This is a genomic window from Lawsonibacter faecis, from assembly GCF_014287675.1.
Taxonomy (GTDB): domain Bacteria; phylum Bacillota; class Clostridia; order Oscillospirales; family Oscillospiraceae; genus Pseudoflavonifractor; species Pseudoflavonifractor faecis.
The window spans coordinates 91008-105528 of record NZ_JACOPQ010000003.1 but is presented as its reverse complement, the minus strand read 5'-3'; the positions used below and the strand labels follow the sequence as shown (position 1 = coordinate 105528).

The 14521-nt window shown below is 53.0% G+C and carries 13 protein-coding genes and 1 pseudogene; 10 read left to right on the top strand and 4 right to left on the bottom strand.

The features are described 5' to 3' along the window. Positions 1 to 9 precede the first annotated feature (9 nt). Positions 10 to 1371 (top strand): glycoside hydrolase family 30 protein, encoded by a 1362-nt coding sequence (locus H8S62_RS04905; RefSeq protein ID WP_186918673.1) that lies wholly within the window; start codon positions 10 to 12, stop codon positions 1369 to 1371. After that, positions 1368 to 2702, top strand: coding sequence for a glycoside hydrolase family 30 protein (locus H8S62_RS04900; protein ID WP_341481016.1), 1335 nt, complete (start codon positions 1368 to 1370; stop codon positions 2700 to 2702). The genes H8S62_RS04905 and H8S62_RS04900 overlap by 4 nt, the downstream gene beginning before the upstream one ends. Before the next feature lie 483 nt (positions 2703 to 3185). Here H8S62_RS04900 and H8S62_RS04895 read toward each other — a convergent pair whose 3' ends face one another. Together H8S62_RS04895 and H8S62_RS04890 are read right to left on the bottom strand one after the other, a co-directional pair. Then, positions 3186 to 3611 carry a very short patch repair endonuclease gene (locus H8S62_RS04895; RefSeq protein ID WP_186918672.1) on the bottom strand — a complete coding sequence of 142 codons (426 nt, stop codon included), beginning with the start codon at positions 3609 to 3611 and terminating at the stop codon, positions 3186 to 3188. A 6-nt stretch (positions 3612 to 3617) separates the two neighbouring features. Then, complete coding sequence (locus H8S62_RS04890; RefSeq protein WP_186918671.1) at positions 3618 to 4775, bottom strand: DNA cytosine methyltransferase; 1158 nt, start codon at positions 4773 to 4775, stop codon at positions 3618 to 3620. A gap of 117 nt (positions 4776 to 4892) precedes the next feature. On the opposite strand from H8S62_RS04890, the gene H8S62_RS04885 reads away from it, so the two are divergent. The 3 genes and pseudogenes from H8S62_RS04885 to rhuM form a co-directional block, all read left to right on the top strand. Further along, on the top strand, positions 4893 to 5948 hold the full coding sequence (locus H8S62_RS04885) for a HindVP family restriction endonuclease (RefSeq protein WP_186918670.1): 1056 nt from the start codon (positions 4893 to 4895) through the stop codon (positions 5946 to 5948). A 36-nt stretch (positions 5949 to 5984) separates the two neighbouring features. Beyond that, complete coding sequence (locus tag H8S62_RS04880; protein WP_186918669.1) at positions 5985 to 7160, top strand: HindVP family restriction endonuclease; 1176 nt, start codon at positions 5985 to 5987, stop codon at positions 7158 to 7160. Between the two features lie 357 nt (positions 7161 to 7517). Continuing rightward, positions 7518 to 7796 (top strand): annotated as a pseudogene (gene rhuM, locus H8S62_RS04875) (RhuM family protein); the annotation flags it as partial. 78 nt (positions 7797 to 7874) lie between these two features. Here rhuM and H8S62_RS04870 read toward each other — a convergent pair. Further along, positions 7875 to 8924 (bottom strand): DUF6076 domain-containing protein, encoded by a 1050-nt coding sequence (locus H8S62_RS04870; protein WP_186918668.1) that lies wholly within the window; start codon positions 8922 to 8924, stop codon positions 7875 to 7877. A 138-nt stretch (positions 8925 to 9062) separates the two neighbouring features. Here H8S62_RS04870 and H8S62_RS04865 point away from each other — a divergent pair, with 138 nt between their 5' ends. The 4 genes from H8S62_RS04865 (at position 9063) to mobP3 (ending at position 12353) form a co-directional block, all read left to right on the top strand. Beyond that, positions 9063 to 9272: a helix-turn-helix domain-containing protein gene (locus H8S62_RS04865; RefSeq protein WP_186918667.1), complete on the top strand. Its 210-nt coding sequence runs from the start codon at positions 9063 to 9065 to the stop codon at positions 9270 to 9272. Then, positions 9269 to 9814, top strand: a complete 546-nt coding sequence (locus H8S62_RS04860) for a helix-turn-helix domain-containing protein (protein ID WP_186918666.1) — start codon at positions 9269 to 9271, stop codon at positions 9812 to 9814. The genes H8S62_RS04865 and H8S62_RS04860 overlap by 4 nt, the downstream gene beginning before the upstream one ends. 176 nt (positions 9815 to 9990) lie before the next feature. Next, entirely contained in the window at positions 9991 to 10392 is a 402-nt protein-coding gene (locus H8S62_RS04855; RefSeq protein ID WP_186918665.1) for a hypothetical protein, read from the top strand. Then, a complete protein-coding gene (gene mobP3, locus H8S62_RS04850) occupies positions 10392 to 12353 on the top strand; it encodes a MobP3 family relaxase (protein ID WP_186918760.1) in 1962 nt (653 codons plus the stop codon). Before H8S62_RS04855 ends, mobP3 begins: the two co-directional genes overlap by 1 nt. 18 nt (positions 12354 to 12371) lie before the next feature. On the opposite strand, the gene H8S62_RS04845 is transcribed toward mobP3, so the two are convergent. Continuing rightward, positions 12372 to 13124 carry a metallophosphoesterase gene (locus H8S62_RS04845; RefSeq protein ID WP_186918664.1) on the bottom strand — a complete coding sequence of 251 codons (753 nt, stop codon included), beginning with the start codon at positions 13122 to 13124 and terminating at the stop codon, positions 12372 to 12374. A 194-nt stretch (positions 13125 to 13318) separates the two neighbouring features. Here H8S62_RS04845 and H8S62_RS04840 point away from each other — a divergent pair, with 194 nt between their 5' ends. Beyond that, positions 13319 to 14521, top strand: coding sequence for a tyrosine-type recombinase/integrase (locus tag H8S62_RS04840; protein WP_186918663.1), 1203 nt, complete (start codon positions 13319 to 13321; stop codon positions 14519 to 14521).

Below are 14521 nucleotides of genomic sequence, written 5' to 3'. Positions count from 1 at the left end.
GTGCAGCATATGAAAAAAATCGATTGGCGCTGGTCCAATGAGAGCGCCCAGTGGGCCGCCAAGGCCCCCTCGCCCTCCGGCGCGGACGCCGCCCTCGCCCTGGACGGGCGGGAGTACCAGACCATGCATGGATTCGGCGGCTGCTTCAACGAGCTGGGCTGGAGGGCCCTCCAGTCCCTCACGGCGGCGGACCGCTCCGCCGTGCTGAAGACCCTCTTCTCCCCGGCGGGGGCGGGGCTGAACTTCTGCCGCCTGCCCATCGGCGCCAACGACTACTCCTTCGACTGGTACAGCCTGGACGAGACGCCGGGGGACTACGCCCTGGAGCACTTCTCCCTGGAGCGGGACCGACAGGCCCTCATCCCCTATATCAAGGAGGCCCTTGCCCTGAATCCGGACCTGCGGCTCTTCGCCTCCCCCTGGTCGCCCCCCACCTGGATGAAGGACCCGCCGGTCTATAACTGGGGCAAGCTCATCCCCGCGCCGGAGAACCTCCGGGCCTACGCAAATTATTTTGTAAAGTTCATTCAGGGCTACGCCGCCCTGGGCATCCCCGTTGAGCAGGTCCACGTCCAGAACGAGCCGGTGGCCAACCAGAAGTTCCCCTCCTGCATGTGGACGGGGGAGGAGCTGCGGGACTTCATCCGGGACTACCTGGGCCCCGCCCTGGCGCGCTCGGGCCTGGACACCGAGCTGTGGCTGGGCACCATCAACGCCCCCGGCTGCGACTATATCCGCCTCATCTTTGACAAGTGGGCCACAGAGGACTACGACTACTTTGCAAACACCGTCCTCTCCGACCCGGAGGCCCTCAGATACCTCTCCGGCGTGAGCTACCAGTGGGGCGGCAAAATCGCCATCCAGCGGACCTTTGAGAGCTGGTGGCCGCGCCTTCGGCTCATGCAGTCGGAGAACGAGTGCGGCTTCGGGGACAACACCTGGGAATACGCCCGGTATATGTGGACCATGCTCAAGCACTATATCTCCAACGGCGCGGAGAGCTACCTCTACTGGAACCTGGTCCTGGAGCCCATGGGCCGCAGCACCTGGGGGGACCCCCAGAACGCCATGGTCACTGTGGACCCCGCCGCCGGAGCCGCAGTCTGCAACCCGGACTTCTACGTGATGAAGCACTTCTCCGCCCCCATCCGCCGGGGGGCCGTGCGGCTGGGGGCCCGGGGCAGCTTCGCCGGGGACAGCCTGGTCTTCCGCAACCCGGACGGCTCGGTGGTGCTGGAGCTCTTCAACCCCTTCGACCGGGTCTTCACCGTGGGGGTGGAGCTGGAAGGGGAGACCTATCACTTCCCGCTGGAGCCCAGATCGGTCAACAGCATCGTCCTGGCGGACGGGGGAAGGGGGGGCTGCGCGTGAGAGCCACCGTCCACACCACCGCCTTTGACGGCGCGGAGGCAATCGCCCGGGAGCAGTCCGTCTCCTTCCGCCCGGACACGGGGGGACAGGAGCTGGGGCTGGTGAACCTCTACCCGGAGATGGGATACCAGGAGGTCTCCTTCTTCGGCGGCGCCATCACCGACGCGGTGGGCGCCGTCCTGGAGGGGATGCCGCCGGAGAAGGCCCGGGAGGTCATCGACGCCTGCTTCGGACCCAGGGGGCTGGGCTACCGGGCCATCCGTACCCATATCGACAGCTGTGACTTTGCCACCGGACAGTACTCCGCCGTCACCGACCCGGGGGATAAAAGCCTGCGCACCTTTTCCCTGGCACGGGACGAGCGGCGGATCCTCCCCTGGATCCGGGCGGCCTGCGACGCGGCGGGGGAGAATCTCCCCGTCATGCTCTCCCCCTGGTCTCCACCCCCCTTTATGAAGACCAACGGCAGCCGAAACGGGGGAGGGCACCTGAAAAAAGAGTGCTACCCCCTCTGGGCCAGGTATTTGTGCCGTTACATCCGGGAGTACCGGGACCGGGGGATTAACGTCACCGCCCTCAGCGTGCAGAACGAGCCTAATGCCGCCCAGACCTGGGACAGCTGCCTCTACACGCCGGAGGAGGAACGGACGTTTTTGGCGGAATACCTCTACCCCCGGCTGCGCCGGGCAGGCCTGGGGGATGTGGACGTGTACATCTGGGACCACAATAAGGAGCGGCTCTTCGACCGGGCCTGCGCCGAGATCGACCGCCGCACCGACCACATGGTGGCCGGCCTGGCCTTCCACTGGTACAGCGGCGACCACTTCGACGCCCTGCGCCTGGTGCGCGAGAAGTTCCCCGGGAAAAAGCTGCTCTTCTCCGAGGGGTGTATTGAGTATAGCCGCTTCGGCAGGGACCAGCTGGCCAACGCCCAGATGTACGCCCACGATATGCTGGGCAACTTCCGCGCGGGCATGAACGGCTTTCTGGACTGGAATATTGTCCTCAACGAGGAGGGGGGACCCAACCACGTGGGGAACTACTGCGAGGCCCCCCTCATCTGGAACGCCGGCACCGGCGAAGTGGAGGTCAAGCTCTCCTACCACTATATCGGCCATTTCAGCCGGTACGTCAGGCCCGGCGCCCAGCGCGTCGCCACCACCAACTTCTCCGACCGGCTGGAGGTAGCCGCCTTCCGGAATCCGGACGGTACCCTGGCGGTCATCTTTCTCAACCGCACGCAGCGGCCCTTCCCGGTGGCCCTGCGCCTGGACGGGCACATCCTCCCCATTGACCTGGAGGGGAACTCCATCGCCACTGCGGTGTTTTAGGAGACGTATAGGGGGCTGTTGCAGACTGCGGTCTGCAACAGCCTCTTTCGAGTAGAAAAAAAGTTGATACCAAGTAACTAGTTATACTAACTCCTTGGCATTAACTTATTTTGGTCCCAGTGGCGCGGAATGAACGCGCGGCCTCCTGGTCCCAAAGAATTTTAGAAAACTTTTTCGACTTGTTTGTGGTGGTTTTTAGTGGCTTTCGCTCGGTTTTACTTCCTCTTTGGAGGTCTTACATCCACTGTTTCCGCGTGCTCCGCACCCGTCTGTGGTAATGAATGTGGTCAAAAACGCTTCCTGCCCAAGGTCAGCACACATTGCTGGCCCCAGGTGAGAAGCGTTTTTGCAGTTCGGGTTGGTTGGATTGTAACTCTGCTCGGAGAGTTAAGCAAGGGCTATCTGCCGGGATAGCAGCTCAATATTTGCGGGGCTATAAACAAAGAATTGATGAGTGTTTATTCCGCCCATGCAAACTTTACATTATGGGTTGTAATCAGAGCAGAGCAAAGAAAGAAGTCGCCGCTTAGTTTCCGGCAGGTTCTTCTTTTTGAGTTCGCATTCCCAAATGCGAACTACTGTCCATCCTCGTTTTTCAAATCTTTCTGTTGTTTCCTTATCACGTTGTATGTTCCGCTCCCGTTTTTTGGCCCAGTATTCTGCGTTGTCCGCAGGACGTGTGTTTCTGCAATCATGGCCATGCCAAAAGCAGCCGTCAACAAAAATAGCAATGCGCTTTTTTAGAAAAACAAAGTCAGGATGTCCTTTTACATTGTAGCTATGACGCCAACCTGTGATATGGTTTTCTTTAAATAGAGCGATCATTGCTAGCTCAGTGCTTCTGGTATTTTTACTTTTTACAGCACGCATTATTTCTGACCGCGCTTTTTTATCAAACACATCACTCATAGCAGTTTATAGTCCTTTTAAGGCGTGATGTCGAGCAATCATATCGAATTTATACTCAATATACAAAGAAACTGCCTTTTTTATCTGGCTTCTAACCGAGGAATCAATATTTAAAAATGCATCCGTTCGTTCAAGTATAAATAAATATGTTGGATTCGGATCGTCCTCAATAATTTTATATGCACGTTTTAGACGACTAATAATATCACTGATTACCCTGTCTGAATAATTTGTTTTGTGTAGCCAAGACTCAAACCCAGAATAATCGGGGACTTCTACAACATATTGGGCCATGCAAGTTGCAACATATTCTGCAAGCTTAACGGGAACGGCGTTACCAATCATTTGCTCTATATCAGTTTTACTTCCTACCCATTTATATCCAGCTGGAAACGTTTGAATCAACGAACGCTCTAATGTAGTTAATGCTCGTATTGTATTATCAACAGGGTGTGGATCAAGAGGATGTCCAGGGTATCCTTGGGGGACGGGACGATTTACGCCCCGCATCGTAGGCGCGGGTTCATCTATGCTGTATATTGCTCTACGATTATAATTTCTTGGGTGCCTATAGTAATAGTCAAATCCAAGCACATTGCTGCCAAAATAATCTCTAATCGTTGTTTCCTTTTGAGTCTGATGTTCATTAAGCCAAGTTGTTGCAAATCCATCATCCCCACCAAGTATACCTAAAACAAAGAATCTTTTTCTTTTCTGTGGGACACCGCAATGAGCCGCGTTAAGCGTCATTTCAGTAATACCATAGCCAGCTTTCTTAAATACATTTTTTGCATAGGCGTATGCAATAGAGTCTTTCGCCCTATCGACATTCTCCATTACAAAATATCGAGGTTTTATTTTAGCAACTATTTCTGCAAAGACTCCTGTCAATCCAGCGCGCTCAGCTTCTATACGTTTTCCTGCATGACTGAAATCTTGACACGGCGGCCCTCCTATTATCATATCTGGCAACAATGGTTGAATTAAGTTTATAGATGAAGAAAAATTTGATAAATCCTGTTTGTATATTGGATGCTTAAAGTTCACTCTATATGTTTCAAGCGCGACATCCCAGAATTCAACGGCACCGACAATTTCAAACCCAGCATTTTGGAAACCAAGTGAAAGGCCACCACACCCAGCAAATAAATCAACAACTCGCATATGGACAACCACTTTCTGTCATGTTATTATTAATTATAATAGAGTTTAACATGATTAGCCGGAGACGTCAAGAGCTGACGTCACTTTTTGAACAATTTTACGGCGGGGGTAGATGATATGCCTACTGGTTTGTACGGAATTGAACATTCAAATAGAGCTACGGAGGATCATTGGGGAAAGAATTGTTTTAACTCAAGTTTTCCTGCAGCCATGGCGAGCTACATGATGGAACATGATATCCCGGCAGTTTATATTAAATTGGAGGATTACAATGGTGAGTTAAGAACTGTTCCTACAGAAATTTCATTCAGAGATGTATTCTGTTGCGGGGCAAAATCCGCAGCAGAACTCTCCTTTAATTTTGAAACTGTTTTTGCTCCATACCAGCAGTACTCTTTTGATGCAATTGATGGAATTGATTTGGTAATAAAAGATTTGGACGGTAATTTCTTATCTCCATTAGAAGTAAAGTTGACCGTATTGCCCACTGACTCTACAAGCAGGCAACCTGAAGCCAAATGGGGCTGTGAACTGGTCGTAAGATCTGCAACTACGTCTTATTGCGCTTTGGGTATGTATAATACAGTTAAAGATAAAGCCCTGGAAGTTAGAGATATTTTTGAAGATGCCTGTTCTTCGATCCAAATGTGGGATAACGATTATGAGATGACCCATAAAATTTTGCGTATTAGCCAAAGCATTGATGCGTTCGAACGTAGATATCTCAATAGACAAAAGCCATTACTTATGCAGACCATTTGGAAAACACAAGGCAAATCCCCGCTTCTGGCTGAACAGGCCTTTGATATTGTAATATGGAGTGATTATGCATTTTCTCGTTTGTTTGTAGATGCGTCTTACGAAGTTACATCGACTATGAGTCGCCCAATGAGAGCCTCTGCCCGCCTTGCACGGTGTTTGTGGGAGCTAAGCAAGTCTGGGAAAATTCGCGTAGTGGATATCTATCGCCAGATGGCATTCGGAAATCAAACAGACAAAGAGTTTGCTATTGGCGGTTCTAAGTGGCGTCAATATGTTACGGCAGAACGTATAACACGACCCATACTTCACAAAAGTGTTATTAACGATATAATTCAGCCTGGCTATATTGAGAAACTGAGTCCTGAACGACGATTTGACCAAACATTGTATTTTACAGCAAGAGAGGTATGATTCCGATTTTAGATTATACTTAAAGAAGGTGATAATATGTGCGCAAAACTACTGGGAATTGAACATTCAAATCACTCAAACGTAAAGTTGTGGAGTAAAAATGTATTTAACTCTACATTCCCTGTTGCATTTGCAAATTATTTATGGAAATGCAATCCGCCTCAAAAAGTCAAATATGTGACAACTGATGCAAACTTTAATATTGTCATTGATGAGATTGGTGTAGACGAGCTATTCAATTGCAGCGGATTGAAAGCTGAAGATCTCTACTTCTCATTTGAGGATGTATTTAGTCCGTATGAGAGATTTCTCGAAGGCGGTTTTGGAACAACAAAACGACTACGCCGTGCCAAAAAGATTGACTTAGTGGTGAAACACTTTGAGGAAGGAAAGGAGCCAAGCAACTACGAAAATTTGCGTGCTCTTGAAATTAAAATGACGGTTGTTCCGGACAATTCTACAATTAATACGCCAAATGATCCAGGTAGCGAAATCGTAATTCGCCCTACAACTACGCTATACGCCGCACTTGGCCTTCTTGATCAATGCAAATTTCCGAAGCAATTCGCGGATATTAAAGGAACTCTTCATGATATATGGATTACCTTAAACGACGAAAATGGTTGGACACGTAATGCGGCTTTAACAGAAAATTCAAGTAAAATGAAAGATGCAACTGAACAAATATGTAAAAAATACTTTAAAAAGCAAATTCCTCTTTTATTGCAGCCCATTTGGAAGACTAATGGTCAAGACCATGAATTGGACAAAGAACATGCTCTTGATTTAATTGCTTGGAGCAATTTAGCTTATGTTAAATTATTCTTAACGAAAGTGCCGAATGCACAGACTGATGACCCCACGGCATGTCGAGCTGCACGATGCTTATCAAAGTTTATTCAATATTTATATGCAGGGAGCGGTAATAGCGATATTGACAGACGCATTAATTTAAAATTTATTAAAGTTCCTGACGGATACCAGACCGATAAAGAGCTGTCAGTAAATGGAGCTGGTACGAGAGAGTTTATTAAGGCGCGGAAAAAGCATGGTGGGTATAACAATACATATCTTATTCCTCGCTTCCCACGTAAAATTTTGCACTCCATTATTTTGGAAGATGGACAAAAAAAGTTAAAACCTGAACGTAGATTTGATCAAAGTATATACATCATGGACAAAACAGGACTATATGACTCTACTTCTTTTTAATACTGTTTTAGCATAAATGTAAGTATTCCCGGTTGCTTTATCATAGTGCCGAAGAACGGTGTGATGATGAAAACAAAGATATGCCTACGACTCCAGGTATTCGTTCCTCAACGTGGGAGTATTCCTATATTGTTGCCAGTGCCGGTAGCTGCGAAACTGTTGAGATGCGCTCCGCGAATCAGGACATCTGATAATGCGAAAGATGATGGGGTACTTTATTGTGTAGGCATTGCACGATCAATGAAGAACGTCTAAAAAGTCTATGCTGAAAGCGATTTGCAGAAAGAAGCAACTATCCGGAAATTCCGTACAGTTCAAATCGACGGTAGTTGTCAAGTCAACCGTGAGGTTATGTAGGCGCTGGAGCGAATCGTCTCCATGTATTTGGATTATGCGGAGTATCAGGCAGGACGCCATATTCCGATGACTATGGATGATTGGGCGGTGCGCCTCGACCGCTTCCTGGAATTCAACGAGCATGAAATTTTGCAGGACAGTGGTCGGGTAACACACGAAATTGCGAAATCATTCGCGGAGAGCCAGTTTGAGAAATACCGCATCGTACAGGACAAGCTGTTTCAAAGCGACTTTGATCGTTTTCTGGAGCTGGCCGAAGATGTGGACAAGCTAAAATAGCAGAGCAAAATTGCGTCACATGAAACAAAGAAACACGGCGGACTGAATGTTAAAACTCAGTCCGCCGTGTTCTTTTGCTCACAGGGCCTCCAACTGCCTGCGCAGTTCCTCATCGCTCAGTTCGCCACGCTCGGACTGCTCCTTCAAGTCCTGGGCCTTGCCCACTGCCTCGTTCCATTCATCGACGCTAATCTTCCCTCTCTGCTTCCGCATTTTTAATCGGTTATACACCTTTGTGTATTCCTTCTGGGCAGGTGTGGCGGAGGCACGCTCCTTCGCCTCTTTCCGGTGGGCGCCCACCTTGCGGCAGGTGCGTTCGGTTTCGCCCGGCGCAATATTGTTGCAGTAGCAGGTGTTGTAGCCCTCAGTCAGCAGAAAATACCTCCCGCAGTTGTGACAGCGGCGGGGCGCGTTGCCCGCCGTCAGGCCGCGGTAAAAATCCGTATAGAGGAAGTGGGACAGATAGGTAAACTCCGCCTGTTCCGCCAGGATGACCTTGCCGCTCCCGGCCGGATGTTTCATTATTGGGACGAACTTTACCTGAACGGGAAAACTCTGCTCAAAGTCATTCATGTCGGGGAGTATAGCTCCCGCCGCTCTCATGTCTGAAAAGTATTGTGCGTAGGCCATGGCGTAAGCGTCTGCACCCCTGCGCTTGATCGGATCAAAGTAAAGCTCCAGCATCCCCATCACCTGTCCCCGGAAGTTGCGGAGGCTTTCCGGAAAATACTCCAGACCGTCCATCAGCCGCCGAAACATTTGATGCGCCTCGGAGTGTTCATCCAAAGCAGCGGCCAGCTTTTCCTGGTCGGCGAGCAAAAGTGGGAAGAGGTTGTACGCCGACCACTTATCCAGTTCCAGATCTCGATAAACCGGCAGATCAAATATCAGATCCCAGACAGCGTTCAGCCGCTCCTGTGCGGAGCGGGCGGCGCTGTCTGTTTTTTCGCCAAACAAATTTTTAGCCGCCGGTATCAGCCCACCAACTCGCCGGTCAAGCTCTGTCAACACAGCACTGTCCAGGTTCAGAATGTCCGTGGCGCACTGCCCCAGCGGAAATGGCTCGCCGCCGATATACAGTTCACCCCGTCCAAACAGGACCGAAAAGCAGTCAAAATGATCCGCCATGTTTGCGCCCCCCCTTGTATCCGATTGAGATTTGGCATTTACCCATTCAACGGCTAATCTATTGAAAGCTGTATCTCTGTATGTTACCCTCATTGTAGCAGATGGAAAAAGTAAAATCAATCGCAAGGAGGTAACGCTGTGAAAGAATCCGTCTACAAAAACTACGACGAGCTGCCGCTGTTCCTGAACGCCGAGACGGTGGCGAAGGTGCTGGGGGTATCGCCGTCAACGGGATACGAACTGATGCACGAAAAGGATTTTCCTATCCTGAAAATCGGGAACCGCATTGTCGTTCCCAAGGAGAAGTTTATCGCATGGGTGGAACAGAACACGGGAGGTGCCGTTTGAAGTACAACCGGTATCCTAAACGTGATCCCATCAAAAATTACTTCCCACTGCCCAATGAAATTTTTATACTTGGCCTCAACTCAGGTGAGATTGCGGTCTACACTTATCTGCTCTATCTGGAGAACCGGAAAACCTTTCAGTGCTGGCCCAGCTACAAGACCATCGGCAGGGCGGTGGATATGAGCCAGAACACGGTACGGAAGTATGTGATGGCCCTGGAGGAGAAGGCACTGATTTCTACCGAGCCGACCAGCGTCTGTACCCGATCCGGCCAGAAGCGCAACGGCAGTCTGCTCTACACCATCCGTCCCGTTCAGGAGGCGCTGGATTTATTTTATGAGCGGCAGTTAGCTCGGGCTGATTTGACTGCACAGCATCAACGGGCTGCGGAGCGACTGGTAATGCCCGCCCCTGTCGGCCCCTGTGAGCCGCTGTGTGGGGCTTTGGAGGGTGAAGCAAGCACCTACCCCTCCGAGGACAAAACAAGCGAATTTGAGCCGCTGTTGGACGAGGTGCGAGGGACGAAAGAAAAAGCAGGATAAAGGGCAGGCGTCGCAAGCGCGCCGGCCCGGTCACAACTGCCCGCAGTGCGGGCAGTTTCGGGGGGTACGGAACGGGGGTCTTGAAACGGAAGATATGTGCCGCAGAGGTCTGAAATTCAGAGAAACCCCATGTGGACAGCCTTTCCGCAGGGGTCTTGCGGAGAAACGGAGAAAATATGAGCGAAAGAGAAAAATTGGCGATTCGGTTGGAGCCGGAGCTGCGGGAGCGGCTGGAACGCTGTTATACAATGGACGGGAGCCGAAGCCGGCGGGAGTATATCGAAAACGCGATTCGCTTTTATACGGACTACCAAGAAGTACAGGGCGCCCAATCCCTGTTGCCAAAGGAGATCATCACAGCCATTGACGGCCGGCTGGGGATGCTGGAGGATCGCATGGCGAGCCTGATGTTCAAACACTCAGTGGAGCTGGACATGGTGTACGGCCTCCTGTCCAGTGCCTTTGAAATCGACGAGGAGTCTCTGCGCCGACTGCGGGCGGAGAGCGTCAAAAACGTGAAACAGACCAACGGACGCATTTCACTGGAACAGCGGATGCGCCGTGAGGGTGACCTGTGATGGCAAGGCTGATCGTCAAAAGTCCCTACATCAAGTGCACTGGCAGCGGCAACGCTGCCGGCGTCGGGGGCTATCTGCGCTATATCGGTACCCGTGAGCATGTGCAGAAGGTGGCGGATGACCGCCCGCCCACGCGGAAGCAGGAGCAGCTCGTCGCAAAAATGCTGAGAGATTTTCCCGCCGTGAAGGATCTGGATGAGTACAGCGACTACTTCGAACACAAAACGAAAGCCAACGCCTCAGCGCTCATTACCATGGCACTGGAGGAAAACTGGTCTGCGGTCAGTCAAATGGACGGCTATATGAAGTACATCGCCACCCGTCCCCGCGCGGAGCGGCTCGGTTCCCATGGTCTGTTCGGTGACGAGGACAGCGTCGACCTAAAGGAAGCGATGGCGGAGCTCAACTCCTATACCGGAAACGTCTGGACGCATATCATCTCCCTGCACCAGGAGGACGCCGCCCGACTGGGCTATGATAGCGCCCAGGCGTGGCGCAACCTTATCCGCGCCCACCGCAATGACATCGCGGCGGCGATGAAGATTCCGCCGAAGGACTTCCGTTGGTACGCCGCATTCCACGATGAGGGCGGCCATCCTCACATCCACATGATGGCGTGGTCGGCAAAACCGGGGCAGGCTTATCTCACCCGTGCAGGCATCCGCCAAATCAAATCCGTCCTCACGAATGATATTTTCAAACAGGAGCTGTTGCACATTTACGAGCAGAAGTCCGCCAGCCGGGACGAGTTGGTACGGCAGACGCGGCAGGAAATGCTGGAGTTGATACGCACCATGCAGACAGGTCTGTGCGACCATCCCGAAGTGGAAACGCTGATGTTGCAGTTGGCGCAAGGACTGGAAACGGTGCGCGGTAAGAAAAGTTACGGTTACCTGCCGAAGCCCCTGAAAGCCCTCGCCGACCAAATCGTGGACCAGATGGAACGCATCCCGGCGGTGGCACAGTGCTATGAAAAATGGCTGAAGCTCCAAGGGCAGGTGGACAGTTACTATGGAGGAGACGAGCGCAAGCGGCAGAAATTATTCCAGCAGAAGGAATTCCGCGCCATCAAGAACGCGGTCATCCAGGAGGCCGAGCGCATCCGTTTGGGAGAGATCACCTTTGAGGATGAAGACTTATCGGCGGCGGACGAGCCGGAGAGCGCCCGCTACAACGCAGTGTTCTACTGTCAGTATCGGGATAAAATCTACGACACCGACCTGCCGCTGGACGAACGGGACTACGCCGTGGAGCAGATGACCACAGCCGCCCAGGCGGGCAACCCCTACGCCCAGCACCTGCTGGGCAAGCTCTACCGTGACGGCACAGTGGTCATTCCCGATGCGGAGCAGGCGCGGGATTGGTTTCAGCGGGCGGCGGAGCAGGGACTGAATGTCGCCCGGTACGCTTTGGGCAAGCTGTTACTCACCGATGATCCGCTGGTGAGGAACATCCCGGCAGGGCTATATTGGCTGGAGCAGGCACAACAAAACGGCAGTTCCTACGCCGGGTACCGGCTGGGCAAGGAGTATCTGCGGGGCGAAATCGTCCCGAAGGATGTGCCAAAGGCGCTGGAATATTTGAATGATTCGGCGCAGCGGGGCAACCAGTTCGCCCAGTACACGTTGGGCAAGCTCTATCTGCTGGGGCGCGTGGTGCCGCAGGATAGGAGACTGGCGGAACGATGGCTGAAGCTGTCCGCAGAACAGGGCAACGAGTACGCACAATTCTTCCTCGACCGGCTTGACCAGTTCCGCACGCCCTCTGCACTGTTGGCGGCAACCCATCTGCTGCGGCAGATCGGCAGTATGTTTCATGACAACTCCCTGCCCAAGTCCGGTCCGACGGGCATCCGCTACACCGACCACAAGCTCCGTCAGCGGGAGCGGGAGAAGAAAATCGCCCTGGGCCACAAGGCGGATGACCATGAGGAATATCAGGGCCCCACCATGTCCATGTAAAAAGAAAAGCGCCTCCCGTTAGCGGGAGACGCGGGCATCCGCTTCCGCCACAGACGATATGGGCGGGAGCAGCGCATAGTCATTAAACAGAAAGCGGAGCTTATCAATCTGCTTTTCAATGTGGTAGTGGCCGCAGTACCACTGCTCATAGTGAAGACGGCGCTCAATTTCTCCGAGCCACTGCTCAGTGGATTTGTCCACTGTGGACTGGTCAATCGAGGGAAGGAAAGCTTCCACCGGCTCGTAGCGCAGCGGGCAGGTATGAGAGAGAACGATGTCCACCCGCCAATCGCGTTCAGACAGAACGCACTCCACCTTGGCCATAATCTCCTGTGACGGCTGCTCATCCGCCCACCAGTGCCAGCCTCTGGCCAGTCTGTAGTACTTGTCTACACTGTATGTGCCGCCGATGACAAGACAGGCATGGCCGCAGAAATCATAGATCTCGCCATCAACAGCGAACATGATATTGGGATACGCAGGCTGGACCCAGACCTGCCCACGATGATAGTGCCGCAGTTCATAGCCGAGCTCGGGGCCGGGGCGCATCTCATGGTTCCCGTGAATACAGAAGAAGGTGATTGGCAATTCGGAAAGGACTTGCTTATTCAGCGTGTCCCGTCCGTCGCCGAAATAATTTAGACCGGCATCACCGAGAATGATGAACGTGTTTTCTTGGGTGACCCCTTTTAGCAAACAGAAGTCTATCACACGGTCAAAGCGCCCATGGGTGTCGCCAGTCAGGTATACGATGTTCTGTGCTTGCTCCATTTGAGCACGCCTCCTTGTGTTGGCCGATGCGTCAAGTATAGCTTGAAAACACTGATATTGCAAGGAATGATCTTCGGGCGGTATTTCCCGAACGAGAGTTGTAAGCAGCAAAAATTTAGTGCTGAATTTGATAGCTTTCCGAGACGGAATGTGGTATGTGTTGTGTTGCGCAAACCCGAAGCGAGGTGAAATCGATGGCAAAAAGAAGACCGTCCGGAGACGGCATGGTGCGCAAGCGGGAGGACGGCCGCTGGGAGGGCCGCATCGTTATTGGTCACAAGCAAAACGGTGACTCCATCTTCCGCCATGTCTACGCCAAGACGCAGAAGGAGCTGCTGGACAAGCTCCACCGAAATATCGAGGACTACCGCGACGTAGACCTGACTGAGGACAGCCGCATGACGCTGGGGGAATGGCTGGACCGCTGGCTGACGGCGTACAAAGCGGACACCGTCCGCCCCGGCACCCTGCGGGGTTACCGGACCCATATCGAACAATACATCAAGCCCCAGCTGGGCGGTAAGCAGGTGTCCCTGATCACCACACAAGACGTCCAGCGGATGTACCGCCGCCTAAAGAAAGAGGGGCGCGTGAAGGAGCACCCGGAGTTGGGCAGTCAGCTGGCCGACTCCACCATCCGGCGCATCCACGCCATGCTCCATCAGGCGATGAAGGATGCCCAGCAGGCCCACATCATCGCCAGGAATCCCACGGAGGGAGCCACCGTCCCCAAACAGAGCGGCAGCGCAAAGCGGGTGCTGAACGACCGGGAGCTGGACGCGTTCCTTGCCGTCATTGAGGAGGACGAAATCTGGCACGATTTCTTCTACACCGAGCTGACCACCGGCCTGCGGCGGGGTGAGATTTGCGGCCTGATGTGGCAGGACTTCGACGAAAAGAACAACACGCTGAAGGTATGCCGCACCCTCCACAGCAAGAAGCTGGGTGTATTCTCCCTGGGCGACACCAAGACGGGAACGGGCATGCGCACCATCGTCCTGCCCCAGAGCACGGCGGAGCTTCTGCGGCGGCGCAGGGAGAGGTCCGTCAGCCGGTGGATCTTCCCCAACCCCGTCATGCCGGAGTTGCCCGTATCCCCCGGAACGGCTTATAACCATTTAAAGACCTTGCTGAAGCGGGCGGATCTGCCCAGCATCCGTTTCCACGATCTGCGGCATACCTTCGCCACCCACGCCCTCGCCAGCGGCGTGGACGCCAAGACGCTCTCCGGTATCCTGGGCCACACCAACGCCAGCTTCACCCTGGACACCTACACCCATGTGACGGCGGATATGCAAAAGACCGCCAGCGGCATCGTAGGCGGCTTTATGGAGGACCTCTTCGGAAAGGAGCTGAAACCGTGGCAAAAAAATGAAAAAACGGAGATGGAACCGTAA

Coding starts and splice junctions, on each gene's coding strand:
- H8S62_RS04905 (WP_186918673.1), top strand. CDS start 10: ATGAAAAAAATCGATTGGCGCTGGTCCAATGAGAGCGCCCAGTGGGCC.
- H8S62_RS04895 (WP_186918672.1), bottom strand. CDS start 3,611: ATGAGTGATGTGTTTGATAAAAAAGCGCGGTCAGAAATAATGCGTGCT.
- H8S62_RS04890 (WP_186918671.1), bottom strand. CDS start 4,775: ATGCGAGTTGTTGATTTATTTGCTGGGTGTGGTGGCCTTTCACTTGGT.
- H8S62_RS04885 (WP_186918670.1), top strand. CDS start 4,893: ATGCCTACTGGTTTGTACGGAATTGAACATTCAAATAGAGCTACGGAG.
- H8S62_RS04880 (WP_186918669.1), top strand. CDS start 5,985: ATGTGCGCAAAACTACTGGGAATTGAACATTCAAATCACTCAAACGTA.
- H8S62_RS04870 (WP_186918668.1), bottom strand. CDS start 8,924: ATGGCGGATCATTTTGACTGCTTTTCGGTCCTGTTTGGACGGGGTGAA.
- H8S62_RS04855 (WP_186918665.1), top strand. CDS start 9,991: ATGAGCGAAAGAGAAAAATTGGCGATTCGGTTGGAGCCGGAGCTGCGG.
- mobP3 (WP_186918760.1), top strand. CDS start 10,392: ATGGCAAGGCTGATCGTCAAAAGTCCCTACATCAAGTGCACTGGCAGC.
- H8S62_RS04845 (WP_186918664.1), bottom strand. CDS start 13,124: ATGGAGCAAGCACAGAACATCGTATACCTGACTGGCGACACCCATGGG.
- H8S62_RS04840 (WP_186918663.1), top strand. CDS start 13,319: ATGGCAAAAAGAAGACCGTCCGGAGACGGCATGGTGCGCAAGCGGGAG.